The sequence below is a fragment of the Pseudomonas mosselii genome, assembly GCF_019823065.1.
Lineage (GTDB): Bacteria > Pseudomonadota > Gammaproteobacteria > Pseudomonadales > Pseudomonadaceae > Aquipseudomonas > Aquipseudomonas mosselii.
In genome coordinates this window covers 5,281,552-5,297,102 of the sequence record NZ_CP081966.1, presented here as the reverse complement: position 1 = coordinate 5,297,102, position 15,551 = coordinate 5,281,552, and the positions used below count along the sequence as shown (strand labels likewise).

Annotated in this window: 11 protein-coding genes; 1 reads left to right on the top strand and 10 read right to left on the bottom strand. The window is 64.5% G+C overall.

What is annotated here, in order from left to right:
- The 10 genes from K5H97_RS24625 to yaaA all read right to left on the bottom strand — a co-directional run bounded on the left by K5H97_RS24625 (position 1) and on the right by yaaA (position 14,275).
- Positions 1 to 1,458 carry an MBOAT family O-acyltransferase gene (locus tag K5H97_RS24625; protein WP_028689563.1) on the bottom strand — a complete coding sequence of 486 codons (1,458 nt, stop codon included), beginning with the start codon at positions 1,456 to 1,458 and terminating at the stop codon, positions 1 to 3.
- 119 nt (positions 1,459 to 1,577) lie between these two features.
- Entirely contained in the window at positions 1,578 to 2,678 is a 1,101-nt protein-coding gene (locus K5H97_RS24620) for a mannuronate-specific alginate lyase (RefSeq protein WP_028689564.1), read from the bottom strand.
- Between the two features lie 7 nt (positions 2,679 to 2,685).
- Positions 2,686 to 4,131 carry an alginate O-acetyltransferase gene (locus K5H97_RS24615; RefSeq protein WP_028689565.1) on the bottom strand — a complete coding sequence of 482 codons (1,446 nt, stop codon included), beginning with the start codon at positions 4,129 to 4,131 and terminating at the stop codon, positions 2,686 to 2,688.
- A gap of 13 nt (positions 4,132 to 4,144) precedes the next feature.
- Positions 4,145 to 5,701, bottom strand: coding sequence for a mannuronan 5-epimerase AlgG (gene algG, locus K5H97_RS24610; protein WP_028689566.1), 1,557 nt, complete (start codon positions 5,699 to 5,701; stop codon positions 4,145 to 4,147).
- Positions 5,702 to 5,719: 18 nt separating this feature from the next.
- Entirely contained in the window at positions 5,720 to 7,198 is a 1,479-nt protein-coding gene (locus tag K5H97_RS24605; RefSeq protein ID WP_028689567.1) for an alginate export family protein, read from the bottom strand.
- Positions 7,195 to 8,643: an alginate biosynthesis TPR repeat lipoprotein AlgK gene (gene algK / locus K5H97_RS24600; RefSeq protein WP_081791542.1), complete on the bottom strand. Its 1,449-nt coding sequence runs from the start codon at positions 8,641 to 8,643 to the stop codon at positions 7,195 to 7,197. Before algK ends, K5H97_RS24605 begins: the two co-directional genes overlap by 4 nt.
- A 7-nt stretch (positions 8,644 to 8,650) precedes the next feature.
- The gene (locus K5H97_RS24595) at positions 8,651 to 9,817 is read right to left on the bottom strand and encodes an alginate biosynthesis protein Alg44 (protein ID WP_028689569.1); all 1,167 of its coding nucleotides are present in this window, start codon (positions 9,815 to 9,817) and stop codon (positions 8,651 to 8,653) included.
- Between the two features lie 34 nt (positions 9,818 to 9,851).
- The gene (locus K5H97_RS24590) at positions 9,852 to 11,333 is read right to left on the bottom strand and encodes a glycosyltransferase family 2 protein (RefSeq protein WP_036985902.1); all 1,482 of its coding nucleotides are present in this window, start codon (positions 11,331 to 11,333) and stop codon (positions 9,852 to 9,854) included.
- Between the two features lie 71 nt (positions 11,334 to 11,404).
- On the bottom strand, positions 11,405 to 12,721 hold the full coding sequence (locus tag K5H97_RS24585; RefSeq protein ID WP_028689571.1) for a nucleotide sugar dehydrogenase: 1,317 nt from the start codon (positions 12,719 to 12,721) through the stop codon (positions 11,405 to 11,407).
- Positions 12,722 to 13,495: 774 nt separating this feature from the next.
- Complete coding sequence (yaaA, locus tag K5H97_RS24580; RefSeq protein ID WP_028689572.1) at positions 13,496 to 14,275, bottom strand: peroxide stress protein YaaA; 780 nt, start codon at positions 14,273 to 14,275, stop codon at positions 13,496 to 13,498.
- A gap of 149 nt (positions 14,276 to 14,424) precedes the next feature.
- Here yaaA and K5H97_RS24575 point away from each other — a divergent pair, with 149 nt between their 5' ends.
- On the top strand, positions 14,425 to 15,543 hold the full coding sequence (locus tag K5H97_RS24575; RefSeq protein ID WP_028689573.1) for a polysaccharide deacetylase family protein: 1,119 nt from the start codon (positions 14,425 to 14,427) through the stop codon (positions 15,541 to 15,543).
- Positions 15,544 to 15,551 lie beyond the last annotated feature (8 nt).

The window sequence follows — 15,551 nt, the reverse complement described above, 5'->3', positions numbered from 1 at the left end:
TCAGAACTGGAAGTACAGGAACGGTGAGTAGCTCTGCGCCGAGAGCTTGAGCACCGAGGCGGCGAACAGCAGCAGGACCAGGGCGCGGGTCATGATCCGCGTCCAGTCCAGGCCCACCGAGCCGTCGGCGTTGATCTGCACCGGGGTGGCCTTGGGCGCGGGCGTTGCATTGCGGTAGAAGTCGCGCAGGCCGAAAAACGCCAGGCTCAGGTAGGCGACGATCAGCGTGGCCACCTGCAGGCCGGTGAGGTTGGCGCGGTTGAGTTCCGACAGCTGCCAGTCGCCGAAGCTGAACATGGCGCCGTACATGCGCGCCGCCACGTGCAGGTTCTCGGCGCGGAAGATCACCCAGCCGACCACCACCAGGAGGAAGGTGACGGCCCATTTCACCGGGTTGAAGCGCTGCGGGTTGGTGTCCAGCCCCAGTGCGCGCTCGATGGCCAGCCACAGGCCGTGCCAGGCGCCCCAGATGATGTAGGTGAAGTTGGCGCCGTGCCACAGCCCGCCCAGCAGCATGGTCAGGAACAGGTTGCGGTAGGTGTTGAAGGTGCCTTTGCGGTTGCCGCCCAGGGTGATGTACAGGTAGTCGCGCAGCCAGGTCGACAGGCTGATGTGCCAGCGCCGCCAGAACTCGGTGATCGACTGGCTGATGTAGGGCTGCTTGAAGTTCTCCATGAAGCGAAAGCCCATCATCAGGCCCAGGCCGATGGCCATGTCGCTGTAGCCGGAGAAGTCGAAGTACAGCTGCGCGGTGTAGGCCAGCGCGCCGAGCCATGCGTCACCGGTGGTTGGGTTCTCGAGGGCGAAGCAGTGGTCGGCGACCACCGCCAGGGTGTCGGCGATGAACACTTTCTTGATGAAGCCCTGCATGAAGCGGGTGCAGCCTTCGGAGAACTTGTCCAGGGTATGGGTGCGGTTGTTGAACTGGTCGACCAGGTCCTTGAAGCGCAGCACGGGGCCGGCGATCAGGTGCGGGAAGATCGCCACGAAGGCGGCGAAGTCGATCAGGTTGCGGGTGGCCGGGGTGTCGCCGCGGTACACGTCGATGATGTAGCTGATCGACTCGAAGATGTAGAACGAGATGCCGATCGGCAGCAGCACGTGGGTGAGGATGAACGGCTCCAGCCCCATCGAGGTCATGATCGCGTTGAGGCTGTCGACGCCGAAGTTGGCGTACTTGAAGTAGCCGAGGATGCACAGGTCGACGCCCACGCCCAGCAGCAGCCAGCGCTGCGCGGGCTTGGTGCGCACGCCGGCGGCGCCGACCTTCAGGCCGATCCAGTAGTTCCACAGGGTGACCCCGGCGAACAGGGCGAGGAAGTCCACCCGCCACCAGGCGTAGAAAATGTAGCTGGCAACCAGCAGCAGCAGGTTGCGATAGCGGTTCCCGCTCACGTAGTACAAGCCGAGGAAAACCGGCAGGAACAGGAACAGGAACACGTTGGACGAGAAGACCATCCCGGTTCTCCTAGTTATGCACAGCACCTGGGGCACAGCGCCCCCCAAACCCCCCGCGACAATGCAGGGGAAACCTTTGTTGCCTAAACCATTGATGGGCCGCAAAGCGGCCCCTGGCCTTACTTCTTTTCTGCGCCCGGGTCATAGACCCGCGTCACATCGCCCCCCAGCCTGAAACTGTTGAACGGCTGCATGTCATGCTTGCGCTCGAGGGTGTCGCCGACGCACTGGTACAGCGCGCACCACGGCTCGAGCCAGGCGTACTTGCTGTCGATCTTCAGGTCCTTCAGGTCCTGCTTCACGCCGGCGCGGGTGTTGAAATGAACAGGGTCGCGGGCACCGGCCAGCACGCCTTCGCCAAGCCGTTGCAGGGCGAAATTGTTTTCCTTGCGCAGGTCCACGCCGTTGGCCTGGGCGAAGCTGGCGATCATCGCCAGCGGCGGCAGGGCGTAGTTGTGGTAGGCCAGGGCGCGTTGCTTGCGCTTGACCTCGTTGGGCAAGAAGCCCTGCTCGTCGATCTGGTTGACACCGACCTTGTATTCCTTCACCGCCCAGTCGAACAGATCCTGCTGGCCGGTGGCGACGGCGGTGGCCATCACCGACCAGGCCGCCCAGTAACTGTGGTTGTTGATCTTGTCCAGCGGCAGGTCGCTCCAGTCGCGCACGGTCTGGCGCGCCAGGCGCACGAACCATTTCTCGATCTGCTCGGCTTCGGCGCGGTGCGCCGCCAGTGGCTGCGAGTTGGAGAACTTCAGGCGCAGCCACGAGCCGCTCATGCTGCCCAGGGCCCATTTGCGCATGGACTTGCCGGTATGGTTGTAATCGGTGGACATCAGCGCATCGGCGCGTGCCCAGGTGTCGAGCCAGGTCAAGGCGCAGTCCAGTTGTGCCGGGCGGCCGTCGCGCATGTACTGGCCTACCATCTTGCTGACGCCTTTCTCGAGGGTGGTGATGTCCTCGGTGGATTTGCGGAAGGCTTTTTCCGAGGCGACATTGAGCGTCGCCCGGGCCTTGTCCGAACCTTCGTACTTGCTGCGAAACTGCAGCGCGCCGGTATAGGGCTTGGGCGCGGCTTCGCAGCGGAAATTGCCGTCGCCTGTCTTGAGTTTTTCGATGCCCTCGTAGTAACCCTGGGGCGGTACCAGCGCGGCCTGCGCCGCGCCGCCGAACAGGGCGAGGGCGAGCAGGGCGGGAGCGGTCTTGCTGCTGATGGTGGTCATGGTCGCCTCACTGGCCAGCTTGCGCGGTGTGCTGCGCGGGGCTGGCGAAGTTGTTGCGTTTGCAGAGTTTGGCTTCGACTTTCTGCGTGCCGCTTTCCGGCCCCTGGACCTCCAGGGCTAGCAGGTTCTGGCCTGCCCAGTCTTCGTCCTCGCGCATCTGGAAGACGAAGCGCCCATCGGTGTCGGAGGTCTCGGGCTTCTCGATCTTGATGTCCTCGTGGCGGCCGTTGAGGTACCACAGGGTGGCCTGCAGCACTTTCACCGAGGTGTCCTCGAACTTGATGTCGAGCTGGTGGTTGCGGTTGACCAGGTCCTTGATCACGCCGTTCTTGCCGTTGACCATCAGCTCGTTCTTGCCGGGCTTGAGGGTGGCGCTGGCGCTCATCTGGGCCGGTCGGTCGTCGCAGCCGTCGTCGAGCAGGCCGAGGATCTGCCGCCAGATGGTTTCCTGGTCGAGACGGTAGAGCGGGGAGAACTCCCAGATCAGGATCTTCGGCGGGTTGTTCTGGAACTCCTCGCTGCCCAGGTACTGGATCATCGAACCTTCCAGGCCGCCGCCGGGGAAGGCGACGTTGAGCACATCGGCACCGATGTACTGCTCGAGGAAGCCCGAGAAGTTGTAGTTCTTGCCGCTGTGGCTGGTGCCGACCAGGGTGATCTGCGCGTTGCCCGAATCGCCGAACAGGTCGTCGCCGCCGCTGGCGCCGCCCTTGGGCTCGGTGGCGAACTGGTCCATGTACTGCACCGCATAGCTGGTGCCGCACAGCTGGCCGGCGACGTTGTGCAGGGTGCCGGTCTTGCCCATGCGGCCGGACTTCTTGGTCTCGAATTCCTTGCGCGGGATGCCTTCGAAGGCCGGCATCTGGTGCACGGTGTCGGCGACGATCTTCGCCGCGCGCTCGGCGCCATAGGGCGTCCAGTGCTGGTCGCCACGGAAGTAGAAGTCCTTGCCCTGGTCGGCCGCGGCCAGCTGCTCGTTGGTCAGCGGCGACAGGTCGGGCACGTTGTAGCCCATCTTGGCGAAGCGCTGGAGCATGGCCTGGTAGTTGCGCAGTGCCTTCTGGTAATCGAAGGCGGCCTTCTCCTCGGGGTTGAGCATGTTGCGGTTCACCAGGCCCCGGGTCGGCTGGTACACCACCACCAGCTCGACGCCGCGCTTCTTGAAGGCGTCGTGCACCTGCTGCAGGCGCTTGTAGCCGCCCGGGGTGGTGTCGAACTCGGTGCGCAGGTCTTCGCGGGTACGGAACAGCCAGTCGCCCTGGGCCTGCACCAGGGTGGTGAAGTTCTGCTGGTAGCGCGTGGTGTAGCGGCTGGCGTCGTGGGCCTCGGGGCACAGCTGGCAGCAGGGCTCGGCGCTGAAGGTCGGCGCCTTGACCTCATCGGCGCGCACGCCCTGGCTGATGGCCAGGAGGGCGGCGGACAGGCCCAGCAGTTTCATCAGGTGTGGAGTCATGGTCTGGGCTTCCTTAGTCGATCATTTCGGTCTGGCGTTCGACCGGGTCGATCAGCACGGCCTTCTGCTGGCGCACCAGCAGGTCGAGGATTTCGTCCTGGCGCTCGCCGAGCACGCCGTTGAAGCTGATGCCGTTGGCCTTGCGCGGCATCAGCATCGACACCTTGTACAGCTCCACCGACAGGGGCGAGTCGATCGACAGCGGGCCGGAGCCGTTGGCCGCCAGCTCGCCGCCGACCACGATCAGCGACACCTTGGTGTCGAACGGGTCGAGGGCGATGTCGCGGTCGGTGTCGGAGAGGTCCTTGATGTGCCCGTACACGCCCACCAGGCCGTTGGCCATGGCGACGTTTTCGTACAGGCGGATGTTCACGCTGTTGCGCACGCGGATGCCGTGGCGACGGTTGTTGATCAGCTTGTTGCCCCAGATCAGGTTGTCGCCGCTCTCGTACAGGGTGATGCCGTCGGTGTGGTTGCGGTAGATCTCGTTGTAGGCGATCAGGTTGTTGACGCTGTTGCGGTCGATCACCACCCCCGAGAGCTTGTTGTCGTAGCTCTTGTTGTTGATGATCCAGCTGTCGTTGACCTCGCGCGAAACGATGATCCCGTGCTTCTTCTTGGTGCCGTACACGGTGTTGCCGGCGATGATCAGGCGGTGCGAACGGTCGTGGGGGTCGATGCCGTAGACGATGTTGTCGCGGTAGGTCGAGTCCTTGATCACGAAGTCCTGGGTCTCGTAGCAGTAGAAGCCGTACCACATGTCGCTGAACTCGGAGCCGATGATCCAGCCGGTGGGTTCCGGGCGGCCCATCTGCTTGGCCATGTTCGGTGTGTACTGCGAGATGCTCACCCCGTACGACTTGGACTTGGCGTAGCCGAAGCTGGCCATCTTGCTGTTGACGATATAGGTCTCGGTGCCGCCCCAGCTGAGCAGGAACGGGCGGAATTCATCGGGCTTGCGGAAGGTCGCCGGGCCATTGGCCTGCTCGCGCCAGCCGGTCACCTGGGTGTCGCTGACAAACAGCTTGCCGTCGTTGACGATGAACGACCCACCTTCTTCGGACAGGCGCAGCTCCTTGACCTTGCCGTCGATCTCCAGCACGCCCTTGCGCCCGACCACGATCGGCAGGCGGGCGAGGTAGACACCTGGCGCGGTCTCGCGCAGGTACTGGTCGGGTACCTTTTTGCTCAGCTCCGCCAAGTCGACATGCCCGTCGTCGACGAAGATCGCCTGGGGAATGCCGTGCTGGCGACGCACCCACTCGGCGCCCTTGTTGTCGCCGCCGATGAACTCCTTGAGGGTGTCCTCCTGGAGCATGCGGCGCACGCTGACCTTGCCCTTGTGGCGGCGGTCGATCTTCTTCTGCACGGCCTCGGCGGTGTAGCCGGACAGGTCAGGCAGTTTGGGCGGGGCCATCTTCAGCGGCTCGATTGGCGCGCTGGACACGGTGTAGGTCTTGGCCTGTTGCAGCCCCTTGGCCATCTCGGGCTCGGCGGCCTGGGCAAGGCCGCCGGCCAGCAGCAGGGCGCTGGCGAGCAGGCTGTGGCGAAGGTTCGGGTGCAGGTTCATGGCTATCCTCTCCCGGCCTCAGTAGCGCCAGATTACGTCGACGAAGGCGCGATGCATGTACGAGTCGGCCTCTTTGCCATAGGCGTCGCCCGGCTTGAACACACCGGCGCGCAGGCGTACCAAGGCCGACGGTTCGTCGATCGACTGGCTGATCGAGGCCGGCAGCAGGCCTTGCTTGAAGTACTTGGTGACGACCACGTCCATCTCCTGGCCCAGGTCTTTCTCGCCCTGCACCAGCGGGCGGCTGATGCCGCCGTCGTCGACCACCGCGTTGATGCCGCTGGAGCCGATGTTCTGCTTGCCGTCGACGCGCCAGAACTTGTGGTAGATGAAGCTGGCGTCGTAGTCGTCGCGCAGCTGCCAGGAGGCGAACAGGGTGGCCGCCTGCAGATTGCCCAGCTCGCCGCGGAACGCTTCGCCGAAGCGGTGCACGCGCGAGCGGGTGCCGGTGAAGTTGGAGCGGTTGCTCTCCAGGCCGGTCTGCTCGAAGTTGTTCGAACCGTCGCTGCCGCCACCACCGCTGCCCCGGGCATAGGCCGCGCCGACCTGCCATTGCGGGTCCAGGCGCAAGCGGATGCCGAGGTCGGTGGCCCAGGCGTTGACGTCGCCGCTCTGTTTACCGGTGGCGACCTGTTCGTTGCCCACCGCCTGGCTGCTGAGGGTGTCGCGGTCGCCGGTCAGCCAGGTGACGCTGCCCCAGTAGTTGACGGTGTGGTCGTTGCGCCAGTTGTAGGCGTCGCTGTTGGCTTCCAGGCCCAGCCAGGTCAGATCGCCCGTGCGGGTCTTGTCGAGGGCGTCGACGGTCTCGCCGGGGCTCTTCAGGCTGCCGCCATCATGAGTGTGGTGGGCGCGCAGGCCGACCCAGTGGCCGGGTGTCCACTGCGTGGCGACGTTGCCGTAGACGTGGGTGCGGTCCTTGTCCTCTGGAGCTAGCTCGGTGAGGTCGGTGCGGTATTCGCTGAAGCGCTGGGCCACGCCCAGGTCGGCTTTGAGCAGGGTGGTGTCGAAGGTCCAGTTCAGCGCCTCGATGTTGGTGTCGCGCCACATGCCGTCGTCGCTGCGCAGGCGCTGACGACCGAAACGCAGCTGCTCGCCGGGGTAGGGGGTCAGGCCGCTGTAGCCGATCCAGAACTCGCGCATGGCCAGGTAGCTCTTGTCCGGCTTGCGGCTGTCGTCGCCGTTGTCGATGGTGGTGCCGTCGTCGTTCTGGCGCAGGGTGTCGGTCTCGATGATGTCGGTGGCGGCCACCGCCTGGCCCATGGCGAAGGCGCTCCAGTGTCCGCGCTCGCCGTACACCCAGGGCCGCAGGTCCAGGCCCAGGCCGTTGACGTCGCCGCCGGAGCGGGTGCCCAGGTCGCGGTCGTCCTCGGACTGGCCGGTGATCTTCACGTCGAGACCGAAGTTCTTCTGCGCGGTTTCGGCCGCCAGGGTCGGCATCGACCACAGCAGGGCGAAGCCCAGGCCGATGCCGGCTTTCACGAAGGGGTTGAGCGTCATAGCGAATCCTCGGCGTCTACGTCGTCTTTCTCGTCCTGCAGCGCTTCGATGGCCAGGGTGCTGTTGGCGCCCCGGGCCATGCTGCCGCGCGCCTGCTTCTCCTGCGCCAGCAGGTTCTGCGCCTGGTTGCGCTGGTCGGGCGTGAGCTGCTGGTCGAGCTGTTGCAGCAGTTCGGTCGACTGCGGGGTCGGGTTGACCTGTGAGAGCTGGGCGAATACCCAGGCATTGGTCGGCGCCGGGCGGATGCCGTGGCCTTCGCTGAACAGCTGGGCCAGGGCGTAGTCGGCGCTGTTCTGGCCACCGCGGGCGGCGGCCAGCAGGTGGTCCACGGCTTTCTGCGGCTCGACCTGGCCCAGGTAGCCACGGCGGTAGAGCTGGCCAAGGTAGTAGTCGGCGCTCACCTCGCCGGCATCGGCGGCGGCCTGCAGGTGTTCCTGGGCCTTCTGCGCGTCGGCGGGCACGCTCTTGCCTTCGTAGTAGAGCCGGCCCAGCAGCAGTTCGGCGCGGGGCTGCTCGGCCTCGCGGCCCTTGTCGATGTAGGCCATCAGCTGGTCGGTGTCGCCCAGCTCGGGGAAGTCGTAGAGCAGTTGCGCCAGGCTTACCCAGGATGTCGGGTTGGCCGGTGCGACCTGCTCGAGCAGGTCCTTGGCAGTCTTCTCGTCGGTCTGGCCGAGGCTGCGGTCGGCCAGTACCCGGGCGACGCTGTCGACCCGGGTGGCCGGCACGGCGCCACGGGCATGAGCGGCTTTGAGTTGTTCGAGCAGGGCAGCCTGCTGGTCGGGCTGGGCGCGTTTCTGGTAGACGGTGGCCAGTTCGACATAGCAGATGTCGGTGCTGGCCAGTGCCGCCTTGCAGATCTTCTCCACATCGCCCAGGTGCTGGTCGTAGGTGTCCTGGGTGCGGTACAGCAGGACCTGGGCCAGGCCCGCCTCGGGGTTGCCGGCGGCGCGCCACTGGTCGATCTGCTGCTGGGCGTTGACCTTGGGGAAGCTCTGCGGGTACTGCAGGTAGAGCATCGCCAAGGGGATCAGGGTGTTGCCTTCGCCCTGTTGCGCGGCGAGTTTGAGCAGCGACTCGGCTTCTTCACGCTCGGCCTGGGTGCTGTCGGGCTTGGCCACCAGCAGGCGGCCGAGACGCGCCTGGGCACGGGGCGAGGTGGCGGCTGCGGCGCGGTAGGTGGCTTCGGCTTGCTTGAGCTTGGCCGGGTCGCGGGTACCGACCTGGATGTCCGCCAGGCCGATCTGGGCGTCGCTGTAGCCGAGGTCGGCCAGAGCCTTGTAGTTGCGCTCGGCGGTGGCGGTGTCGCCACGCTTGAGCGCTTCATTGGCTAGGCGCTGGTCGGGCAGGCCGGCGCAGCCAGCCAGGGTGATGGCCAGGGCCAGGGTGCATAACCCGAGGCTGAAGGCCTCACTGTGGGAGCCGGGGTGTCTGCTGGTCATCGGCATGATCCTCTTACAGCCCACGGGCCACGGCCTTGTCGATCAGCCAGTTCAGCGACGGGCCACGGTCGCTGTTGACCGCGGCCGGGCGCCCGGCGAGCTCGGCCGGCAGGCTGCCGTCGGGCTTGATCTGCACGCGGATGTCGGAGGCCAGGTTGTCGGTGTCCAGGCTGGAGCTACCGGTGATCCGCCCGGTGCGCACTTCGTCCTCGCCGGCGATCTGGAAGTTGACCTGGGTACCCGGCTTCACTTCGTCGAACTGGCGATAGCTGAAGCGCGCCTCGATGGTCGGGACGCTGGTGCGCGGGATCAGCGCGAACACCGGCTGGCCCTTGCTGGCGTACTGGCCGTCATCCACCAGCTGGCGCGAGACCACGCAGTCGCACGGGCTGGTGAGGGTGCCGGAGAGCTGCTTGCCGAACAGTTCCTCGACCTTGGCCGGCTCCAGCTGAGCGTCGTCCAGATGGCCCTTGAGCAGGTCGAGCATGCTGGTGTTGAAGGTCGCCAGCGGCGCGCCCTTGGCCACGGTCGCGCCGTTCTCCACCAGGCTTTGCAGACTGCCGTCGCGGGGCATGGTGACGTTGGTGGTGGGCACCGCGACCACGCCGGCCTCGGCATGGCTGACGAAATACAGGCCGTACAGCGACTTGGCGACGAAGCCGAAGGCCACCAGGCCGACCACGAACACCCCGGCGGTCACGGTGACCGCACGCAGGCGGCCGAAGGCGGAAAGACCGGAGCCACCGTCCTTCTGCTTGCGCGCCTTGGTGAAGTTGTCGCGCTGCAGGGTACTGAGCACATCGCCGACGCTGATCAGCTCGCCGGACAGGTGGCTGGTGATGATGTGGCGCAGGGTGGCGATGTCGCGCGGCTCGAGGTTCTGGAACTCGGTACCGGTGCGGCCGGTCTCGCGGCTGCTGGTACGCACCAGCAGTTCGACGTCCATCGACAGGCCGAGGTTGTCGACCACGAACTGCAGGCGACCGCGCAGCACTTCGCCTTCCGGCAGTGGTTTCTTCGCGTGGAAGGACAGGCCTCCGGCGGACAGGTCGTCAACCTTCACCTCCTGCGCTTCGCGGTTGCCATCCAGGTAGCGCAGCTTGGCGGGGATGCGCACCCGGGCGTGCTGGCGCTGCGCTTCGGATTCATGCACGACATTGACGTTCACGGCGGTATTCATGGCGATATTCGTTCCTGTTGTCCGATCCGGGGGCTCACACGACCATGAACAGCACGGCGACGAAGATGCTCGCGGCCGAGAAGGTCATGGTCCGCGAGGACCAGGTGTTGAACCATTGTTGAAAACTTGCGAGGTCGCGCTTGAGGGCAGTGGGCTGGCGGGTCCAGGACTGCTTGTCGAGGCGGAAGAACACGTAGATCTTCATCACCGCGCCGACGATCTGGTTGTAATAGAGGATCAGCGGGTAGGCCGGGCCGACGTTGTGGCCCGAGCACAGCAGCATGACGGTGAGGATCAGCCGGGTGATGCCGATCCACAGCAGGTACACCAGCAGGAACTGCAGGCCGAACTTGAAGCTGGCGATCACCGCCACGGTCAGGCCCAGCAGGCTGGTCCACATCGACACGCGCTGGTCGAGCAGCACGATGCTGGTGAACAGCCCCAGGCGCTTGAGGCCCAGGCCCAGGGCGCGGGAGTTCTGCCGCAGGTTGTTGCCATACCAGCGGTACATCAGCTTGCGGCTGGCCTTGATGAAGCTTTTTTCCGGCGGGTGCTCGACCGTGTTGATCGCGGCATCGGGCACGTAGAAGGTGTCGTAGCCCAGGCGCATCAGGCTGAACCAGCTGGACTTGTCGTCGCCGGTGAGGAACTTGAAGCGGCCCAGGCGCCAGTGCATCAGCGAGTCGCTCTCGACGTCGGCGATGAACTCGGGGTTGGTCACCACGCTTGCGCGGAACATCGACATGCGCCCGGTCATGGTCAGCACGCGCTTGCTCAGTGCCATGGAGCACATGTTGATGTGGCGCTGGGCGAAGCGCAGCTTGTGCCACTCGCTCATGATGTAGCCGCCGCGCACTTCGCAGAACTCGTTGGTGGTCAGGCCACCGACGTTGGGGTACAGGCCGAACCATGGCACGGTCTTGCGCACCACGCCCTCGGCCAGCACAGTGTCGCCGTCGATCACCGCCACCACGGCGTTTTCGTCCGGCAGCATCCGCGAGATGGCGCGAAAACCATAGGCCAGGCCGTCACGCTTGCCGGTGCCGGCGATGCGCACGATGTCCAGGGTCACGTGGGACGGTGGGTTGTACTTGGCCCACAGGCTTTTCACCAGCAGCTCGTCGGACTTCTCCACCAGCGAGCAGACCACGGTGGTGGGGAAGCCGCAGTCGATGGCCTCGCGGATTACCGAGCTGTACACCTGGGCGGTGGTCAGGGCCTCGATACGAAAGCTGGTGACCATCAGGTACACGTGCGACGGGTCGGCCGCCTGGCCCAGCGTGCGCACCTTGCGGCGCAGGTAGGGGTACACGATGTACAGGAAGATCATGCCGCGGATGAAATGGGTGGCGCCCATGGAGTAACGCCAGATGCCGACGGCACCGACCAGGAAGATGAAGTGCTTCGACTGCGAGTCGAAGATGTCGCTGGGCAGGGCCAGGGCGATCAGCATGAGCAGGCTCATGTAGAGCAGCCAGCCGGCGCATTGCAGCAGCATGGTCTGGAACCTTTGCATGTTCGGCATCCGTCGAGAATTCGGGGGAGGTCGAGCGGCGCGCTGGGGAGGGACGCGCCGCCCGGCCGGGTTTACCAGCAGATACCTTCGGTGCGGCTGGTGGCGCAGGTCGGCTTGCTCATGAAACCGACCAGGTCGATCACCTGCTTGCCTTCCGGTGCCTGCTGGGCCAGGGCACGGAACTGCTCGTCACGGTTGCCCAGGATGATGATCTCGGCGTTGTCCACCACCTGCTCGAAGTTGGCGTTGAGCAAGGAGGAAACGTGAGGGATCTTCGACTCGATGTAGTCCTTGTTGGCACCGTGGACACGGGCGTACTCGACGTTCTGGTCGTAGATGTCGAGCTGGTAGCCCTTGCCGATCAGGCGTTCGGCCAGCTCCACCAGCGGGCTTTCGCGCAGGTCGTCGGTGCCGGCCTTGAACGAAAGGCCGAGCAGGGCGACCTTGCGCTTGTCGTGGCTCTCGATGATGTCAAAGGCGTTCTGCACCTGGGATTCGTTGCTGCGCATCAGCGAGTCGAGCAGCGGGGCGCGCACGTCGAGGCTGGCGGCGCGGTAGGTGAGGGCGCGCACGTCCTTCGGCAGGCACGAACCGCCGAAGGCGAAGCCTGGGCGCATGTAGTACTGCGACAGGTTCAGCGCCTTGTCCTGGCAGACCACGTCCATCACCTCGCGGCCATCGACGCCGACGGCCTTGGCGATGTTGCCGATCTCGTTGGCGAAGGTGACCTTGGTCGCGTGCCAGACGTTGCAGGTGTACTTGATCATCTCGGCCACTTCGACCGGCTTGCGGATGATCGGTGCGTCGAGCTCTTCGTACAGGGCCTGCAGCACGTCGCCGCTGGCGCTGTCCAGTTCGCCGATGACGGTCATCGGCGGCTGGTCGTAGTCCTTGATCGCGGTACTTTCGCGCAGGAACTCCGGGTTGACCGCGACGCCGAAGTCGACGCCGGCCTTCTTGCCCGAGCAGTCTTCCAGAATCGGGATGACCACGTTCTTCACGGTGCCCGGCAGCACGGTGCTGCGCACCACCACGGTGTGACGGCTGGCCTTGTCGCGCAGCACGTAGCCGATCTCGCGGCATACCGACTCGATGTATTCCAGGCCCAGGTCGCCGTTCTTCTTGCTCGGCGTGCCCACGCAGATCATCGACACGTCGCTGGCGCGGATGGCTTCGGCGAAGTCGGTGGTGCCGCGCAGGCGGCCGTTGGCGATGCCCTGTTGCAGCAGTTCTTCGAGGCCCGGTTCGACGATGGGCGACTTGCCCTGGTTGATCAGGTCGATCTTGGTGCTGGAAACGTCCACACCAATCACGTCATGGCCTCGTGCCGACAGGCAACCTGCACAGACTGCACCCACATAACCCAAACCAAAGATGCTGATACGCATCGCATTCACCTCATGTGTTTATCACGTCAGCCCTTCAGCGAAGAGCCGACTGGGTTGATTGACCAGCAGTTTTCGGGCGCACGGATCCATGGCGAATTGACACTTCACCGAACGCAGGCATGAATAAATCCGGAGCGCAGAAGTTATGCACTCAAAGTTGGCAGTCAAAGGCCAATATTAAAAATGGCGTGCCCTGAAATGCAGCCGTCGTTATTGCAATTCACCGCTGGTGAAGTGCTGTGCTTGTTTTTTCAAGTGGATAAATCCTTTGAAATCAACCACTAGGACGAATTTTAGGGGCGCTTGTCTCCTGCATGGATAATGGCTTTTGGCACTTCCTGTACCGCCGTTGAAGTTTTCGGGCCGGTTGAGAATGGCGGCCCTTTGTCATCTGTAAGTCATCTCTCACGCCGGGCGCTTGAAACGCGTTACGGGTGCTATGAGCCATCTCCCTTGGCAGAAGTTCCGGGGGCGGTTTCGTCACCATGAAAGATTTCTAAATATTTTTTCAGAGGGAAATACTTTCAATCTGATAGCACGCGGCAGTTTCGTCCCCGTATATAAAGGGCGAAATCGCAGGGGGATGGTTTTAGGCCATCATGCGAAAATTTTTTTCAATTTTCGTCAAAAAACTACGAACGGTCTTATGGCGTTTTGCAATATGGATAGGGCTGGTGGTTTTTTGGCGTCTGTAATTTGGCGAATTCAAGGGTGAGCGCGTGCCCCGTTGCAGGGCAAGGGTGGGGTGGGGCTGCGAAGCAGCCCCCGGGGCCATCAACCCTCAGCGTGATCGCGCAGGAACACCAGATGATCCGGCTTCGACTGCTCGGCGCTGTAGTAGTACCCCTGCACATCAAAGCGCTTGAGCTGCTCCGGATCGTTGATCCGCTCCTGGATCACGAAGCGGCTCATCATTCCGCGGGCCTTCTTGGCGTAGAAGCTGATGATCTTGTACTGGCCGTTCTTCAGGTCCTTGAAGTCGACATCGATCACCCGCGCCTTGAGCGCGCTCTTCTTCACCGCGCTGAAGTACTCGTTGCTGGCCAGGTTCAGCAGCACGTCGTCACCCTGGTCGGCCAGGGCCTGGTTCAGCCACTCGCTGATGCGCGTGCCCCAGAAGGCGTACAGGTCCTTGCCACGGGCATTGGCCAGCTTGGTACCCATTTCCAGGCGGTAGGGCTGCATCAGGTCCAGCGGGCGCAGCAGGCCGTACAGGCCCGAGAGCATGCGCAGGTGGTCCTGGGCGTAGCTGAAGTCATCCTCGCTAAGGCTCTCGGCGTCGAGCCCGGTATACACGTCGCCCTTGAACGCCAGCAGTGCCTGCTTGGCGTTGGCCGGGGTGAAGTCCGGGGTCCAACTGCCGAAGCGGGCGGCGTTGAGGCCGGCGAGCTTGTCGGAGAGGTGCATCAGCTCGGCGATCTGCGCCGGCGCCAGTTCGCGCAGTTGCCCGATCAGTTCCTGGGAATCGTCCAGGTACTGGGGCAGGGTGTGGCGCTGGGTTACCGGCGGGGTGTCGTAGTCGAGGGTCTTGGCGGGGGAAATCACCGTCAGCATCGGGTCGGCTCCTGGAATCGTCGGGCGAATTCTACGGGGCCGCTGGCACAACGCCAAACTATGGCGACGATAGTCACCGAACATCGCCACATTAAACCGCGGTTGGTCGCGTTATAGTGCGCGCCATGCCTTCAAGGAGATTGCTCATCGTGCGTATCGCGTTTGCCCTGTTCGCCGGGCTGCTCAGCCTGGGCGCGCAGGCGGCCCCGGCGGATTTCGTCAGTTTCGATCGAGCGCTGTGGCCTGAGCAGCTGGACAACCCGACGCTGTTCGACGTGGCATCGCGGGCGGAGATCCTGTCGTTCGCCCGGGTGCTGCACGAAAGCGAGATGCTCGACGAGCAGGCGTTGACGGCCCGGCTCGGCCTGCGCCAGGTCAACCTGACCGTCGTGCGGGCCGTAAGGGCACGTCTGTGGCAGCGCCTGTGGACAAGTTATCAACAGGCGCAGAAGAGTTGCGAGCAGGATGCCTCGTTCTGCTACCCGGTCGATTCCATGGCCGACCTGCGCACGCAGTCCGCCGTTTTCGCCGAGGATGTCGGCACGTTCTATGCGGGATGGGTCGAACCTAGTCACCAGTTCCACACGCGGTACCTGGATGAGCAGTTGCGCAAGGCCGCGCTTTTCCCGCAGACCACCAGCGAGGTGGCCAAGCTATCCAGCCGCGAGCGCAATGGCGAGGCACTCAACGACCGGATGTTCCTCCTGACCTTCGTTGGCGGCCCGGGGCCGCAGGGCGGCAGCACCGATGCGGTGGCCGACTACCTGAGGCGGCAAAAGCTCGACGGGATTTTCTTCGTGCTCGGCAATCGTCTGCAGCAACGTCGCGACGCCGGCCCGGTGGATGAGCTGTATGCCGGCCAGTGCGTGGGTGTCCAGGGTTGGGAGTACCGCTCCCACGCCCAGTGGCAGGACTGGCAGGATTCGCTACGACGCAGCCAGGCACGGGTCCAGGCCGACCTGGCGGAGCAGTACGTGCCCTTGTTCCGCCCGCCCTACGGCCAGCGCCGCGCCGATGGCGAGGCGTTCATGGACAGCCAGCAGTTGCGGGTATCGTTGTGGGACATCGATGCCCAGGATGACGGGCCGCTGACCGCCGAGGCCTCGGCACAGCGGGTGCTGACGCTGATGCTGCTGTGGCGCAAGGGCGTGATCCAGTTCCGCGACAACCAGCCCAAGGCGCAGCCGGCGCTGGAGTGGTTGCTGCAGCACACGGCCCAGAGCGGAATCGGCTGGGAGGATTGCCGGGAGTACGCCCGGCGGGAATAAAGAAGGGC

Excerpts from the sequence above, each read along its gene's own strand:
- K5H97_RS24625 (WP_028689563.1), bottom strand. The coding sequence starts at position 1,458 with ATGGTCTTCTCGTCCAACGTGTTCCTGTTCCTGTTCCTGCCGGTTTTC.
- K5H97_RS24620 (WP_028689564.1), bottom strand. The coding sequence starts at position 2,678 with ATGACCACCATCAGCAGCAAGACCGCTCCCGCCCTGCTCGCCCTCGCC.
- K5H97_RS24615 (WP_028689565.1), bottom strand. The coding sequence starts at position 4,131 with ATGACTCCACACCTGATGAAACTGCTGGGCCTGTCCGCCGCCCTCCTG.
- algG (WP_028689566.1), bottom strand. The coding sequence starts at position 5,701 with ATGAACCTGCACCCGAACCTTCGCCACAGCCTGCTCGCCAGCGCCCTG.
- K5H97_RS24605 (WP_028689567.1), bottom strand. The coding sequence starts at position 7,198 with ATGACGCTCAACCCCTTCGTGAAAGCCGGCATCGGCCTGGGCTTCGCC.
- algK (WP_081791542.1), bottom strand. The coding sequence starts at position 8,643 with ATGCCGATGACCAGCAGACACCCCGGCTCCCACAGTGAGGCCTTCAGC.
- K5H97_RS24595 (WP_028689569.1), bottom strand. The coding sequence starts at position 9,817 with ATGAATACCGCCGTGAACGTCAATGTCGTGCATGAATCCGAAGCGCAG.
- K5H97_RS24590 (WP_036985902.1), bottom strand. The coding sequence starts at position 11,333 with ATGCAAAGGTTCCAGACCATGCTGCTGCAATGCGCCGGCTGGCTGCTC.
- K5H97_RS24585 (WP_028689571.1), bottom strand. The coding sequence starts at position 12,721 with ATGCGTATCAGCATCTTTGGTTTGGGTTATGTGGGTGCAGTCTGTGCA.
- yaaA (WP_028689572.1), bottom strand. The coding sequence starts at position 14,275 with ATGCTGACGGTGATTTCCCCCGCCAAGACCCTCGACTACGACACCCCG.